General features: G+C 46.1%; 16 protein-coding genes. 10 read left to right on the top strand and 6 right to left on the bottom strand.

Annotated features, from left to right (window positions below; all coding sequences use genetic code 11):
• Positions 1-38 precede the first annotated feature (38 nt).
• Positions 39-971 carry a calcium/sodium antiporter gene (locus tag ABWW54_RS14855; RefSeq protein ID WP_353413326.1) on the bottom strand — a complete coding sequence of 311 codons (933 nt, stop codon included), beginning with the start codon at positions 969-971 and terminating at the stop codon, positions 39-41.
• 285 nt (positions 972-1256) lie between these two features.
• On the opposite strand from ABWW54_RS14855, the gene ABWW54_RS14850 reads away from it, so the two are divergent.
• The 8 genes from ABWW54_RS14850 (at position 1257) to hisD (ending at position 7831) form a co-directional block, all read left to right on the top strand.
• On the top strand, positions 1257-1922 hold the full coding sequence (locus ABWW54_RS14850) for an MlaC/ttg2D family ABC transporter substrate-binding protein (protein WP_353413324.1): 666 nt from the start codon (positions 1257-1259) through the stop codon (positions 1920-1922).
• 113 nt (positions 1923-2035) lie between these two features.
• A complete protein-coding gene (locus tag ABWW54_RS14845) occupies positions 2036-2956 on the top strand; it encodes an ABC transporter ATP-binding protein (RefSeq protein ID WP_353413492.1) in 921 nt (306 codons plus the stop codon).
• Entirely contained in the window at positions 2953-3717 is a 765-nt protein-coding gene (locus tag ABWW54_RS14840) for an ABC transporter permease (RefSeq protein ID WP_353413323.1), read from the top strand. Before ABWW54_RS14845 ends, ABWW54_RS14840 begins: the two co-directional genes overlap by 4 nt.
• Before the next feature lie 165 nt (positions 3718-3882).
• The gene (locus ABWW54_RS14835) at positions 3883-4113 is read left to right on the top strand and encodes a BolA family protein (RefSeq protein ID WP_353413321.1); all 231 of its coding nucleotides are present in this window, start codon (positions 3883-3885) and stop codon (positions 4111-4113) included.
• A gap of 32 nt (positions 4114-4145) precedes the next feature.
• The gene (gene grxD / locus ABWW54_RS14830; RefSeq protein ID WP_353413319.1) at positions 4146-4487 is read left to right on the top strand and encodes a Grx4 family monothiol glutaredoxin; all 342 of its coding nucleotides are present in this window, start codon (positions 4146-4148) and stop codon (positions 4485-4487) included.
• A gap of 29 nt (positions 4488-4516) precedes the next feature.
• The gene (gene murA, locus ABWW54_RS14825) at positions 4517-5818 is read left to right on the top strand and encodes a UDP-N-acetylglucosamine 1-carboxyvinyltransferase (RefSeq protein ID WP_353413318.1); all 1302 of its coding nucleotides are present in this window, start codon (positions 4517-4519) and stop codon (positions 5816-5818) included.
• A 41-nt stretch (positions 5819-5859) separates the two neighbouring features.
• Positions 5860-6498, top strand: coding sequence for an ATP phosphoribosyltransferase (gene hisG / locus ABWW54_RS14820; RefSeq protein ID WP_353413316.1), 639 nt, complete (start codon positions 5860-5862; stop codon positions 6496-6498).
• Positions 6499-6523: 25 nt separating this feature from the next.
• Complete coding sequence (hisD, locus tag ABWW54_RS14815) at positions 6524-7831, top strand: histidinol dehydrogenase (RefSeq protein ID WP_353413314.1); 1308 nt, start codon at positions 6524-6526, stop codon at positions 7829-7831.
• 159 nt (positions 7832-7990) lie between these two features.
• Here hisD and ABWW54_RS14810 read toward each other — a convergent pair whose 3' ends face one another.
• The 4 genes from ABWW54_RS14810 to ABWW54_RS14795 form a co-directional block, all read right to left on the bottom strand.
• On the bottom strand, positions 7991-8812 hold the full coding sequence (locus ABWW54_RS14810; protein WP_353413312.1) for a DUF5694 domain-containing protein: 822 nt from the start codon (positions 8810-8812) through the stop codon (positions 7991-7993).
• Between the two features lie 161 nt (positions 8813-8973).
• On the bottom strand, positions 8974-9420 hold the full coding sequence (locus ABWW54_RS14805; RefSeq protein WP_353413310.1) for a chemotaxis protein CheX: 447 nt from the start codon (positions 9418-9420) through the stop codon (positions 8974-8976).
• A 24-nt stretch (positions 9421-9444) separates the two neighbouring features.
• A complete protein-coding gene (locus tag ABWW54_RS14800; protein ID WP_353413308.1) occupies positions 9445-9813 on the bottom strand; it encodes a response regulator in 369 nt (122 codons plus the stop codon).
• Positions 9814-9828: 15 nt separating this feature from the next.
• A complete protein-coding gene (locus tag ABWW54_RS14795; protein ID WP_353413306.1) occupies positions 9829-11949 on the bottom strand; it encodes an ATP-binding protein in 2121 nt (706 codons plus the stop codon).
• Between the two features lie 510 nt (positions 11950-12459).
• Here ABWW54_RS14795 and ABWW54_RS14790 point away from each other — a divergent pair.
• Entirely contained in the window at positions 12460-12882 is a 423-nt protein-coding gene (locus tag ABWW54_RS14790; RefSeq protein ID WP_353413305.1) for a hypothetical protein, read from the top strand.
• 119 nt (positions 12883-13001) lie between these two features.
• Here ABWW54_RS14790 and ABWW54_RS14785 read toward each other — a convergent pair whose 3' ends face one another.
• Positions 13002-14018 (bottom strand): AraC family transcriptional regulator, encoded by a 1017-nt coding sequence (locus tag ABWW54_RS14785; protein WP_353413303.1) that lies wholly within the window; start codon positions 14016-14018, stop codon positions 13002-13004.
• A 196-nt stretch (positions 14019-14214) separates the two neighbouring features.
• Between ABWW54_RS14785 and ABWW54_RS14780 the strand changes: the two genes are divergently transcribed.
• Positions 14215-15120, top strand: a complete 906-nt coding sequence (locus tag ABWW54_RS14780; protein WP_353413301.1) for a sterol desaturase family protein — start codon at positions 14215-14217, stop codon at positions 15118-15120.
• The last annotated feature ends 202 nt before the right edge of the window (positions 15121-15322 follow it).

The raw sequence follows: 15322 nt of genomic DNA, 5'->3' as shown, positions 1-15322 counted from the left end.
AGTTATAAGTGGCACGAGTTAAAATGGTTCTTATCAGTTTATGTAGCACTGATTATTAAGAACCCAAGGTAGCTGAAGTAACCAATCAGCAGAAGGATGCCTTCTCGTCGACCAAAGCCGCCCTTATAAAGGCCAACGATGAGCATGAAAATAGTAAATGCGAACATGACGGGGAAATCTCGCCAAAGCACGCCCGTATCAATGCCCGTTTCTCTTAGAGCGCCAGTCAATCCGAGCACACCAAGAGTGTTGAATACGTTGGAACCGATTATGTTGCCGATAATCATTTCGTGTACGCCTTTTTTCGCAGCTGCGATGGCGGCCGCGAGTTCTGGCAGGCTGGTGCCGATAGCCACAATAGTAAGGCCAATAAGCAACTCACTAACATTAAAGAATGTCGCAATGGTCACGGCGCCCTCAACCAAAATTCGAGAGGCTCCCATTAATACAATAATGCTGCCGATGGTCCAAGCGGCACTCAAGGCCGTGCTTTTTTCGGGTATCACTTCTTCTGTGCTACCGCCAGCCGCCTTGGCCGAGTAGACAAGGTAAGCAACCAAGAGCGCCAGCAGCACTAGTCCATCGATTCCACTCAAAGTGCCATCAATTAGCAGCGCGACTGAGACTATGCCGGCGACAATGACCATTGGAATATCACGTTTTGCTACGATCTTATCCACGCTAAGAAACCCAACCACGGCTGCTGCGCCCAGAACGAGGCCTATATTTGTGATGTTGGAGCCCAAGGCGTTTCCTAGAGCTAAGTTCCCTTTATCTTCCATCGCGGCCATTGCTGACACAAACAGTTCTGGAGCAGACGTGCCAAAACCGACGATGACAATGCCAATTAGAAAGGTGGAGACGCCTAAGTTACTGGCGAGTTCTGACGCGTTGTCGACTAAGACATCCGCACTCCAGATTAATAAAACAAAGCCGACCAGTACCAAGGCTACGGCAACAAATATACTCATAGGAAGAAAGAGACGTGGTTATTTAGGTGAAATGAGATTGAAATCAGCGCCAGATTATAGCTCGTCTGGCCAATAAGGTTCATCGAAAACGGCTAGTGTCTTGGTTTCGAACTCAAAATGCAACTCAAACAATGTAATAGAAAAAACCATTATACCGGTCTTGAATAAGAAGGTTTTGACACTACGTTCAATTAACTTTCGGTTCAGCTTGGTGTGCTATGGTGCCCACCAGCTATAATATGAACTCAGAATACGCGGTTACATGCTCCCAGGAGATCCTTATTTATGAATCCGATAATTGTTAAACGACCCCTTAGCGGTGTTGTTACGCCTTTGAAAAGTAAGCTATTTTCAATGTTTCAAGTGTTGGTCGTTGCGCTCGTCGCGACCTCAGCGGCTACGGTCTCGGCAATGCAATCGCCTGATCAAGTTGTTCGATCCACGGTTGATACCATGGTTGCCAAGATTCAGGCCAACCGTGACGCATACAAAGCCGACGAGACTAAATTGTATAAAATGTTGGAAGATACCTTAATTCCTTCAATACATATGTCTCGGATGGCGAATCAAATTCTAGGGAAAACCTACGCTCGAAGCTCGACAGCAGCACAAAAAGCCGAGTTCGCTGAGGTGTTTAAAGACTTCATATTAACCACCTATGCTTCAGGTTTGTTGAGTGCCACCGGAAAAGAAAAGGTCAATTACAAGCCGATTAATTTAAAACCCGGGGCTGACATCGTAAAGGTTGAAGCAGAACTGGTGTCGGCAGCGGGTGAGTCTTATCCGATTAATCTTTACATGAGCAATCGTAAAGATACGAGGTGGCGAGCATTTAACATTGAAGTCGCCGGCGTTAATTTTGTCCGAAATTACCGGTCTACCTTTAAGCCTGTGTTGGATCAAAAAGGCATTCAAGGGTTGATCGCTGATTTGAGGCGCAAATCTTCTTAGCGGAATCAGTCCTTTAAGTATTATTTAGGGAGCTTTCTTCGGAAAGCTCTTTCACGTTGTGGCCCAGTTTGTGTGTCATGCCCAGATAGAAATTAGCAGCAGGGGGTGTCGTGATTGACGCTATCAAAATAAGCGGTGTAAGCAAACGGTACGGCGATTTACAAGCCTTAAATAATGTCAGTTTTGAAATTCAGCAAGGTGAGTTTTTTGGTCTGTTAGGGCCAAATGGCGCTGGAAAGTCGACGCTGATCAGTGCGTTGGCAGGCTTGTTGAAAACCGATTCGGGCCAGCTTTCAATCATGGGGCACGATGTGGGTGATGATTATCGCCTAGCACGTCAGGCATTGGGGGTGGTTCCGCAAGAAATTGTGATGGACCCTTTTTTTACCGTCCGCGAAACCCTTGAATTTCAATCCGGTTACTATGGTATCCGTAACAATGGTGAGTGGATTGATGAGCTTTTGTTGCAGCTCGGTTTGTCCGACAAAGCCGACAGCAATATGCGGCAACTCTCAGGCGGTATGAAGCGAAGAGTGCTTATCGCTCAAGCCTTGGTTCATAAGCCGCAAGTGCTCGTTTTGGATGAGCCAACGGCCGGAGTTGACGTCGAGTTACGTCAGTCAATGTGGCGCTTTGTTCGCCGCCTGCACCGTGAGGGACATACCATTGTTTTGACAACGCACTACCTAGAAGAGGCTGAAGAGTTATGTGATCGAATTGCCATCATCAATAAAGGGGAAGTGATTGCACTTGAAACCAAAGAGGATTTACTTGCTAGAGGTCTTGGTTCCAAATTGATGGTTAGATCTAAAGATGTGCTTGGTGAATTGCCACAGGAATTTCAGTCTAAGGTTGTTAGGCTCGATGGTTGCGAGTTGGAGCTAGCGTTAAATCGGGATTCCGATTCAGTAATGCAAATTTTGGACACGTTGCGCGATTCTGGTGTGGACATAGAGTTTGTGAGCGTTATAAACGACAGTTTGGAAGATGTCTTTGTGCGAATGACGGGCTCATCTGAAGGAGAAGCTAAATGAATTGGATAGCAACTTACACACTGCTGTTGAAGGAAGTTAAACGCTGGCGAAAAGTATGGCTGCAAACGGTGTTGGCTCCAGTGGTAACCGCGTTGTTGTATTTGGCCGTTTTTGGGCACGTGCTTGAAGGCCGCGTCGAGGTTTTTCCGGGCGTCAGCTACGCGGCTTTTTTGATCCCCGGTCTGTTAATGATGAGCGTCATACAAAATGCGTTTGCTAACACGTCATCAAGCCTTATTCAGTCCAAGGTGATGGGCAGCATCATATTTGTATTGTTGCCGCCATTTTCAGCACTTGAGATGTTTCTGGCGTACATCGGCGCGGCGGTTCTTCGCGGTCTCGCCGTGGGCGTCGGCGTGTTCATGGTTGCTTGGTTTTACGTCAAGGTGCCTATAGATAATATGTTTGTGGTTCTGTTGTTTGCCTTTTTGGGTAGCTACGTAATGGGCGCACTTGGCTTGATTGCTGGAATGTGGGCCGAGAAGTTTGATCAAATTGCCGCTTTCCAGAGCTTTTTAATAGTGCCCCTCACTTTTTTGAGTGGGGTTTTCTATTCAATCAAGTCATTGCCCGACTTTTGGGCTGCAATGTCTTACGCCAACCCATTTTTCTACATGATCGATGGCTTTCGGTATGGTTTTTTTGGGCAATCAGACCAGCCTGTATTATTGAGTGCAATGATCATGATGTCGGCGGCTTTGGTGTTGACGATTGTATGCGTTCGTATGTTGAGTAAGGGATATAAACTGCGCGACGCATAGAATATTGAGCCTTAAGCCGTAAATGGAGGGTAAATTACCAATCGTAAACTAGCTGGCGACAATCCTTTCAGGTATCCTACACGGCCTTGTTTTACGCGGCTTGAGCGCATGAAACAAGGCACCGAATTAATTAACAACGACGACTATTAACCGAGAGCTATTACCATGGTAACGCCAGAGCAATTGAAGACTTGGATTGAAACAGGCTTTAAAAACCCTCAAGTGTCGGTCGACGGCGACGGCCATCACTTTGAGGCTGTAATTGTCGCGGAAGAATTTGAGGGTAAGTCACGAATTCAACGACATCAACTCGTTTACGCCGCCTTGGGCGATAAAATGAAAGCCGAAGTACACGCGCTTTCGATGAAGACATTAACACCAGCAGAATCCGAATAGGGCTGTTTTGATAAACCTTTAAAGGTGAAATTATGAGTGAACAAAATAATACTCCAGAAACCACTGAAGTCAGTATGCAAGAACAAATTAAACAAACGGTCGTAGATAATGCGGTGGTTTTGTTTATGAAAGGAAATGCTAATTTCCCTCAATGCGGATTTTCTGGACGTGCAGTTCAAATTCTTCAATCGTTGGAGACTGAATTTGTGACGGTTGATGTGTTAAGTAACGATGCGGTTCGTCAAGGCATCAAAGACTATTCAAATTGGCCAACCATTCCTCAGCTGTACGTGAAGGGCGAATTTATTGGCGGCTCAGACATCATGACCGAAATGTACGAAAGTGGCGAATTAAAAGACGCCCTGACTGCATAGTTTTAAGCCATTACATAATTAGGAATTACGTGGATAAGTTAATTGTCACCGGCGCTGGGCCGCTCGATGGTGAAGTCATTATTTCGGGTGCGAAAAATGCTGCTTTGCCGATTCTCATTTCATCATTGCTCGTTGATGGCAAGCTTACGTTAAGTAATGTGCCTCATTTACAAGACATCACTACGACCATGAGCCTTTTGGGTTATCTTGGTGTGGAGCTGGAAGTGGATGAGCGAATGAATATTTGCGCCGATGGTAGCAAGCTTAATGAAACCAGAGCACCGTACGATTTAGTCAAAACAATGCGTGCCAGCATCTTAGTGCTTGGCCCTATATTGGCTCGCATGGGGCACGCTGAAGTGTCTTTGCCTGGCGGTTGCGCGATTGGCTCGAGACCCGTGAATTTGCACATTAAAGGGCTTGAGGCAATGGGCGCTACGGTCGTTATTGAAGATGGTTATATCAAAGCTTCGTGTGATCGTTTAAAGGGCGCACGAATCTTCATGGACATGGTGTCGGTAACCGGTACAGAAAATTTAATGATGGCCGCGTCGTTGGCTCAAGGAACAACCGTCATCGAAAACGCAGCGCGTGAACCTGAAATCGTTGATTTGGCTAATTGCTTGAACGCAATGGGCGCAAAAGTGTCTGGTGCTGGAACTTCCGAACTTGTCATTGAAGGCGTTGATAGTTTGCATGACGCGAGCCATTCGGTAATTTCTGATCGAATTGAAACTGGCACGTATCTTATTGCGGGAGCGGTTACACGAGGGCGCGTGAAAGCCAGAGCCACCGACGCAACCTTTTTGGATGCGGTGTTGGACAAGCTTGTTGAGGCCGGTGCCGACCTGACGATTGACGGTGACAGCATTGAGTTAAACATGCACGGTAATCAACCAAAGGCGGTTGATATCCATACCGCCCCTCATCCTGCCTTTCCAACGGATATGCAGGCGCAATTTGTAACCATGAATTCGGTTGCAGACGGCACCAGCAAAGTGGTGGAGAATATTTTTGAAAATCGATTTATGCACGTCCAAGAGTTGCAGCGTATGGGTGCCCAAATTGATTTGGAAGGCAACACAGCCTTCATAAAAGGGCGCAATAAATTGCGTGGTGCGCCCGTGATGGCAACCGATTTACGAGCTTCGGCGAGTTTGGTGTTGGCTGGTCTGGTAGCGGATAAACCAACGGTCATAGACCGTATTTATCACATCGATCGTGGCTATGAGAGCATCGAAGAAAAGCTGTCACGATTAGGTGCTAATATTCGCCGTGTACCAGGTCACGTTTGGGATCGTTCGCCGGACTTACAAGCTCTGGTTAAGTAATTTAGATCCACGCAAATTCGCCATATTGGTTGGCAGAAATTATGATTACTCTCGCATTATCTAAAGGTCGCATTCTCAAGCAAACCTTGCCTCTGTTAAAAGAAGTTGGGATTGAATTGCTGGATGACCCATTTACCAGTCGTAAGCTTATCTTTGCAACAAACCGCGAGGATGTGCAGTGCGTCGTCATCAGAGCGACTGATGTGCCCACTTACGTTCAGTTTGGTGCCGCCGATCTGGGCATCGTGGGCAAAGATGGCTTAATGGAGCACGAAGGTGGTGGTCTGTGTGAATTGCTTGATTTAAAAATAGCTAAGTGTCAATTAATGACGGCAGTTCGCGCTCAGGATGTTGATCGGCCGCGAGATCAAAAGCGAATTAGAGTGGCAAGCAAATACGTTAAGGCGGCCAGACAGTATTATGAGTCCAAACATATTCAAGCCGAAATTATCAAGTTGTACGGAGCGATGGAGTTGGCACCATTGGTCGGCCTAGCTGACGAAATCGTCGACCTAGTCGAGACTGGAAGCACGCTCAAGGCAAACAACCTGGTTGCACAAGAATTGATCGCAGATATCTCCTGTCGTCTGATTGCAAATGCCGCATCGATGCGCGTTAAACACCAATTAATCTCCCCCTTGGTAAATCGGCTTGAAGAAGTGGTTGCCCAAACAGATTAACCATTCATTATTCTACTAATCTCAAATGACCGGTCTCCCCAAAATTCTCTCCACTGAATCGGACGACTTTGATTCCTTACTAAAGCAATTGCTGAATCGAGATTCTGACCAAGTTTCAGGCATCGATGAAATTGTTAGTGAAGTAATAAATAGTGTCGCCAAATACGGTGATGAAGCACTGTTTAACTACACCAAAAAGTTTGACGGTTTTGATGCCGAGGCGCGCGGTTTAGAGGTGCCTCAATGGCGCATTAAGCAAGCTCTGGACGCGATTCCTGTTGCGCAGCGCGAGGCGCTTGAGTATGCCGCAAATCGAGTGCGTATTTACCACCAAAAGCAGCTTCAAGACTCTTGGAGTTACACGGAAGAGGATGGGACTAAGCTAGGGCAAAAAGTAACGCCTATCAAACGTGTTGGGCTGTATGTGCCCGGTGGCAAGGCTACGTACCCATCGTCAGTCATCATGAACGCCATACCGGCTAAAGTAGCAGGTGTGGGTGAATTGGTGATGACTTCTCCAACGCCAAAAGGTGAATTTAATGACATGGTGCTGGCCGCCGCCAGTATTGCTGGCGTTGACCGCGTGTTTAGGGTTGGAGGTGCGCAAGCCGTCGCTGCGCTTGCCCATGGCACGGAAACCATTCCTGCTGTGGACAAGATCACGGGCCCTGGGAATATCTACGTTGCGACGGCCAAGAAGCAGGTATTTGGCCGCGTAGGAATCGATATGATCGCGGGTCCTTCTGAAGTGTTAGTGATCGCTGATGACTCCGTCGACCCGGATTGGGTTGCCATGGATTTATTTGCCCAGGCTGAGCATGATGAAATTGCGCAGTCTATATTATTAACCACAAGTGAAAAGGTGGCAGGGAGCGTAATAGCCTCTATACAAAAACTTTTGCCCACGATGGAGCGTGCAGAGATTATTGCTCAATCGCTCAACAATAATGGCGCGGTGATCATTGCAAAAGACGCCAATGAGGTTGTCGAAATAGCCGACGTGATCGCGGCTGAGCACTTGGAGATCTTCACCGAGAATGCAGAACTATTGGCGCAAAAAATCACCAATGCTGGCGCTATCTTTATCGGTCCGTACAGCGCGGAATCTTTGGGTGACTATTGTGCGGGCCCCAACCATGTTCTGCCCACGTCAGGGACGGCAAGATTTACCTCGCCATTAGGAGTCTACGACTTTCAAAAGCGAACCAGCATCATTCAAATATCCCAAGCCGGAGCCCAAACAATCGGCAAGCAGGCGTCGGTGTTAGCCAGAGGCGAATCGCTAACCGGGCATGCCCGATCAGCTGAGTACCGTTTGAAGGCCGATCGTTGATCACGTTGCAATGCATGACGTCTATCACTCTCGGTTTTCATTGCTAGAAAACAAAAATGTCGGCCTGGAACGCTTATAGAGCTTTCATTCTTAAGTCAGATCTCTCAAGGGTTAAAGCAAAACATAAGAACGTGCCTCGGCTAAAGCCACGAAGCCTAATTAAAGAACATCTAACGTATCAACCTGAATTGCGTTTTTATCAAGCGCGATAAAGTCTCTCAACACGGAGGTGTGGCCGTGACCTGCTATCACAAGCACCCTTTTATTTGTGGCAGCTGCCTTTTGGATGTTGGCGTACATTCGAAAATTTCGGTGCCACCAACTGGCGGCGGCGTCTGCGCCTGCAAAGTTGTCTCCTGCCCCTACGCCGTTTGTCAGAATGTACAGTGATTTGTTTTTATCTTCGTATTCTCGTTGGTTTAGTTTTTTCAAAACACCGCTGAGTGAGCCCTGTTTGTGCCAGTCTTCAATTTCGGACGTGATGTTCGAAATGAGCGTCTGAAAATCGGCGTGTATGTCAGGGTTGGACTCCGGCATCGATTTCATCAACGCTTCCGCTTGCCATTGAACATTGCGTTCATCAAAACAAACGACTTTCTCTATCTTGGCTTCTTTGGCAACCCGAAAGCCGATTTGGTTTGATTCGTTTACCGGTAGTTCGTAATTGTCGGTGAGGTATTTATTGAAGTTCTGATTGATGGCCGTTTGTTGTTTTGGATCGCACTCCAATAGCACGGCAGTGGGTTTAAACTCGTTCGCAATGCGTTTACTGAGGTTAATTAAATACGTTTGGTTTTCCTCGGTTGTTACGTCAATTTGTTTGTTCTTAACGTAGTCCAAACCTGGATTCGAAAAATGAAAAGACCCAAACAACATTACCTTAGCGGGTTTAGCAACAGGTTTACTTGCAAGGCTTTCGGAAAGCGCCGCTGTTGAGTGCAAGCACACTAGTAGGGTGATGAGCAGAGATAAAGTTTTCATTTTAAAGGAGGCTGAGTTGCTATATGAATCAGACAGAGTATACGGATATTATTGGGTTTGTTTAATTAAGGGTACCGAATAGGGCGCCACGCTCGTAAAACCACCGAACAGAGACGTCAATTCAAATAGACTGAGATTTGAATTAAATCAAGCGATGGGTATCAATTTAGATGAATGCCCAGCGTGGCTTTGTACGACTTCCAATTAATTGGTATGGCGTATATGCGCGAGTTTTCCTGCTTGTTTAAATCACTGGGTGGCCCCTTAAAGACTCTGGGGGTGGAAATGATAAATTGTTTTCCAAGCTCTCTTCTGGCGTTGCCTGATAATGTGTTGGCGACCTCTCCTACGGCGTCTTGCATCATGGGCTCGGACGTATCGGATTCACCTACGGACAAAATAAGATGGCGTAATAGCGCTGAGGGGGCGGTAAAATGGCAGGCTCCCTGATAAGCCCCTGAAATGGTGATAGAGCCTGTGTAGTCAGCGCTTACCTCTTCGATTCTTTTAATCAGAAACGGGCTGCCAACTTTGACATTCGGTTCACTGGTGTGGTGAAAGTATTGAACAATACTGTCGATAAAAATTTTCAGTTTTTCTTCCTTCATGCTTGTTCTCCTAAACTATAGTTCTTACACATCATCGTCTATGATTTCACCTAATGCGGATTGCAGTTCTTGCCCCGAAAAAGGTTTTGTTACGAACCCCATTGCGCCTTTTTCAAGCGCCTTAATACCTGTTGCCTTGTCGTTTAGCGCTGAAATAACCAGTATGCGAACTTTTGGCTGCAGTTTAACCAGCCCCTTTATGCATTCAATGCCATCGAGATGGGGCATCGTGAGATCCATCGTAACAACGTCCGGCGATACTTTTTTGAATAGTGAGATGGCCGCTGCGCCATCTTCGGCAGTGCCGACAACGTTGAATTGACGTTGGTCGCATTCACGTTCGATTTTTTTTCGAATTAACATCGAGTCATCAACGATCATTAGCTTAAACAATGTGGACCTCTAAGCCTATCCGGCTTTTGACAATGATTGAGTAGTTAGGCTGGGGAGTCGAACGGTGAACCTTGTTCCACTCATGGGCTTGGTTTGCAGCGACATTTTCCCGCCTAGCTTGCTCGTTAATTCTTTGACCAGCGACAGGCCAACACCTCGTCCGGAATCTTGGTCGGCTGAATCATTACTTGATAAGCGATTCGCTAACAATAAATTGATAATTCGACTCGGTGTAATTGACGTTGAGTCTCTTTCGCTGATGAGGCCTTTTGCCAAGGCATTTTGTGTGAGCTTCTTAAAGTCGATGCCGCGCCCGTCATCTTCACAAACAAGGCTGAGGCCACGAGTTCCTTGATCGTATAGCGCCAGCGTGATTTCGCCGGCCTCGGGTTTTCCGTGAGTATGACGTTCTTCTGAGGGTTCAACGCCATGGGAAATTGCATTCCGCAGTAATTGACTCGCCAATGAGACGATATCCAACTTTATATCCGCAGCTACGGCACTGTTATCAAACCCTGCCAGATTTAGGTTAACGCGTTTTCTTTGTCGGTCCGCGATCTGATGGGTTAGTTCATAGAGTTGCACATTGATTTTGTCATCAATCTCGTTGTTGGCTTGATGGTTGTGTTGAGCTCCGTGGCCTAATACTGCGTTGAAGACAGACTCTATTTTTTCATTAGTAAAAATGAGTTGGTCCAGCATCACTGTCAATGACAAGAATTCATCACCGGACAAGTTGGGGTGTGATACCAACTGTTCAATCTGATTTTCGAACTGGTGGCATGTGTCAGCGATGAGCGCTAATCCTAGAGCGGCGCTTTCGCCTTTGATGCGATGGATTAGGGTCATCATTGAATCTGCCTTGGCTTTAAAGTCAGAAGCAGACCTTGCGGGCGTTTTGAGCAAAGCGTTTAGTTGAGCGTAAGTTTCATTGCTTTTCGCTAAAAATTCTGGAAGAAGGTCTGAGTCAACTCCCATTAGCGACGAGATTAATTCCAATTGCTGCTCATTGCGTCGCGTTTCTTCCTCAAGTTTCTGGGCCAGTTGAACTTCCTTGGTGGTGTCAGCAACCGACGACAGCACTCCCACGATTTTTCCATCGTTGACCACGCGACTGAACGAGAAGCTCAGATATTTATTTTGCAGCAGGCCGTTGTTGTCGATCTGAACGGCAAGTTCGTTCAGCGGATTCAAGTCGGTGAGCAACCGTTGCTTCTTGTGTGGATCGAACAGCAGTTTTAGATATCGTTCCACTTTTTCTAAGTCTGCCGCCGACACTAGGTTTCCTAAGAACTGCTTGAGGTTTCTGTCCGACAGCGTGCCCGAGGAAAAAATGGATTCAAGCGCTTTAGAGTGCTCATTGCCCATGTTGAGGTCTTTGTCGATTAGAAACAGTCCTTGATCTACCGTTTCGAAGATGCGTTGTGTTTCTTGACGAGCTGCGGCCGCACTGCGGTCCGCTTTTCGAAGTTGCCCAAAAATCAGGTACAGTATGGTTGAGAAGCAAAACAGGCTGGCTATTATGCCGGCGGTTTGAATCACTCTGGATTCATCCGCGGCTTGGTTGGCCAACCCTTCGGTGTAGTTTGTTAGATCATTCATTAACTTCAATAACGTGTTAATGTTTGCATCAACGTAGGCTTGAGCTTCATTCAATGCCGTCAAGGTGGACGGGTTTAGACGTGCATTTTGAGCATTATTTTTAGACAATAGAGAGACCAATTGAGCAATTTTAGGGTACAGAGGCTGCCAAATTTCGATGGCTTCCTGCACCGCCTCTAAGCCTAGGCCTTCTGTAATGGCTGTCAGTGTGGCATTTCCGGATTTCGTACTTTTAGTGGTTCCGCCGACCTGGAATGCAATCACGGTTTGGTTAAACAATTGTGACGCCGAGTCAAGTTCAGAAACTTGCTCTTCGAAGCCGTCTCCGCTTATAAACCGAGCTCTCACGTTACTCAACGATTTAGCGATTCTTTGCGATAGCATGCGTTGTCGGCCAGCAATGTTTACCACCTCAGCGTTTGCTTCAGTCTGAAACGATAAATTGAAGTTGACGCCTAGTACGCCTATGACAAGCACCAAAAATACGATAATCGTAAAGATAACCGCGCTGTATCTACCCAATACCTTCGACATAAACTATCTCCTAGTTTGCAATAAACCCCATCCTTTTAGACACCTCCAGTGAGGCATGAATTATCGTTTCGCGCTCTAAAATGGTGCAATGCATTCACGCCTTGCTTTATTCTGTTCGAACCTTAAATCCTGATTTGGCTCTCATAGGTTAATTAGCGTTTGCAAATAGGCGAACATTATTCCAAGAGCATCTCTCCCTATTTTTTAAAGCAGGTTTCATGCCAACAGTTCAGGATGGAGCCCTTGTCGCCGTCAGTTTGGTTAGATTGGCCCTGATGGCCTTTTGCGGCTCAGTATAAAAATAGTGTCTCGCCGTGTGACGCTTTTCCACAGGAAATGTGACAACCCGTAGTCAATGAAATCGGGTGGTGCCGTGCGAATTGAAGGGCTGATAGGCTAATGTAATCTGGGTGTTTTGTTTTCTTAACGGGTTCTTAATCTCGATGTCATTCATTTTGCTCTCGCTCGGTATAGCCTTGGTTCTCCTTTAAACCACACACAGAGAAAATCATGAAAAACCTGTTAATCGGCGCAGCCCTACTCGCCTCTACAGTGTCAACGCATGCAGCCAACGTTAACGTGACCACAAATCCAAACGTGGTCGGTGTTAGCTACACTAAAGTTTTCGTTGAGGTCAAAGATGCGGGTAGCTATCTGACGCCTGGCGGTACTTATATCTATCATACGCCGATGGCGGTGACTCAATATGGCACTTCTAAGGAGATATTTGTGTCATCAACCAATGGCACGGCTTTTTGCCGCGCGCTGGGCCACAGCGCTCGTAACACCAGCGGCGACGGTGGCGAAATTACGTGCGGCGAAGATGAGTCTTCGTTTGCTGAATACGATTGGTACGGCAGTCGTTGGGTAACGAAGTCCACAGGAAGCGCAAATCAATGTTATCCATTGTATAAAACCATCGAGTGCAAGTAGTGGTAGTAAAAAAAGCTGAATAAGCTTGTCAGGGTTACCAAAGTACATCGGTAACCTTGACTTTTTTGATTCAACTCTGGCCTTGACCATTTCTATCGTAGAGTGATCCGATGATATTGCTACAATTCCAAGTTACTCTGTTTTCTAAATGCCGTGGGTGACAGCCCAAAGTGATTTTGAAAGGCAGAATTGAAGGATGAAATTGATCTGAACCCCACATCGATCGCGACACTGAGCACGGGTGATCGCTCATCGGTTTTAAGTCGGTTGCCAGCTTCTTCAATTCGGTAGTGATTGACGAAGTGATTGAAATTCCGATAGCCCAAGCTTTGATTTATCTTCTTTCTAAGTTGGTATTCCGGTAGGCCTAGACGCTTTGCTAGTGTGCCAATTCTTAAGTCATGATCTGCGTACAATCGCTCTTTGACCATTAACTCTAGTAGCTGTTGAATTTTGTTGTCATCCGAATGCTCTTTAATCGCACTGCGGTCTCCGACTAAGATGAGTCTTGGGTTGTGACGTAAAAAAGACAGATTGATGGTGAGCGACAGCAGGAATACCGCGGCTAAACTAGGCAGTTCGATGAAGGGTGGAACCACGTAAGAGGTAATTATATGAGACAGGTCAATAAAAAAGGTTAAAGCCGCAATACTCGCGATGACGCACCATCGAAGTTTGCTACGAGCTTCGACCAAGTCACATTCCTTACCTCGCCACAAAAGATAAATAGAAAACAACACTAAGAGCAACCGCTTAAAGATAATCATTTGAGTCATCAAACCGGTTTGCCCGTCCGATTGAACAAATGTTATGTGAGCTATTACCTCGAGAGCAATGTCTCCGACCAGAAGGGCTGTTAGCCAGGTTGGAATGGTCTTACGTTCTTCAAATACGACCCAAATAAACAAAATAATCAGACTCGGTACCAATGCCGCTACGGTCCAGAACATAGCCGCGTAAGGTAGCCCCAGATTACTCAGTGCGACGGGCGCAATAAGATAAGCCAGTATTCCTAAAATTAGGGAGCTACCCGCGCACTTAACACGAGACGGGTTACTCGATAAGCCCATCGAGATAAGAAAGAGTAGCACTTGAGAAACGGCTAGAAAGCGAAACGCAATGATTAAGGTGTCCATGATTACTGCTTAATGGCATACACGCCACACATTTTTGACAACTGTTGTATTTCAACTCATATTGGCTTTTATAGCCACTCAATATTTTAAGTAATTGTCATAAATGTGCTGGAGTCGAAGGGTTAAGCCATTGTCTTTTTTACATTTCTAGGACACGATGTTCGTTTACGAATATAGCGCTTAAGTGGGTTGTTACATGCAAAGTCTGGAGTTCTATCTTGATGCGTTGTCGCAAGATGATCTGATTTATTTCTTTTTGCCGATTTTTGTGTTGAGTCTGGTGGCGGAGTATTGGTTTGACAGAAAAAATAGGCTAGGTCTGTTCGAAATCAAAGACACTAAAGCCTCGCTGTGGATGATGCTGATGGTCGGTGTTGTTGATGTGCTGCCGAAACTTGCGGCGATTGTGGCGTTCTACATGTTGCATGAAATCAGCCCGCTCGCAGACGTAATACAACGACAATGGTGGGCATGGGTTTTATTGTTTTTTCTCGACGATATTACTTACTACTTTTTTCATCGTTCTAATCATGAAGTTCGGCTATTTTGGGCGGGTCATGTTTCCCATCATTCGGCGATTAAAATGAACTTTGCTACGGCGCTGCGACAAGGTGTCACCGAGCGGATTCATAAATACCTATTTTGGTTGCCATTACCACTGTTGGGTTTTGACCCATTGATGATCTTTACGATGATGTCTCTAAATTTGTTTTATCAATTTTGGTTACATACTGAATTGATCAGCAGGCTTCCTAACTTGCTGGAGTATTTCTTTAATACGCCGTCCCATCATCGGGTGCACCATGCGTCAAATATTCGTTACTTAGATTGTAATCATGCCGGTGTTCTCATTATTTGGGACCGATTGTTTGGTACGTTTTCAGAGCAATCAGAAGACGAAGAACCGATTTATGGTTTGACCACTAATATCACTTCATATGCGCCATTGGACGTGGCCTTGCATGAGTATCACGCGATCTTGGTGGACGTAAAACGAGCCTCTCGTTGGCGTGACAAACTAGGTTATCTAATTAGGGCGCCCGGATGGAGTCATGATGGTCCCGATAAGCGAGCTAAAACCCTTCGTAGTCAGATTTTATAGGGTTAAGATCATCACGGACTGAGTTTGCAGTTTATGCGTGGTTTTAAAACAATGTTTAAACGATGTTTAAAATAAAGTCTAAAACGATAACAACCCCACCGGATAGGAATATTCGGTTCGTATAAGGCCCCCCAAATCGACGAATCGCCCTATACCGGTGGAATTGTTATGTGCTTACATCATCCCCTTGGAATCAGTAAAC

It is taken from the genome of Arenicella sp. 4NH20-0111 (genome assembly GCF_040366405.1).
GTDB lineage: Bacteria > Pseudomonadota > Gammaproteobacteria > Arenicellales > Arenicellaceae > Arenicella.
The sequence above is the reverse complement of the archived record's forward strand: the minus strand, read 5'-3'. Positions and strand labels throughout refer to the sequence as shown.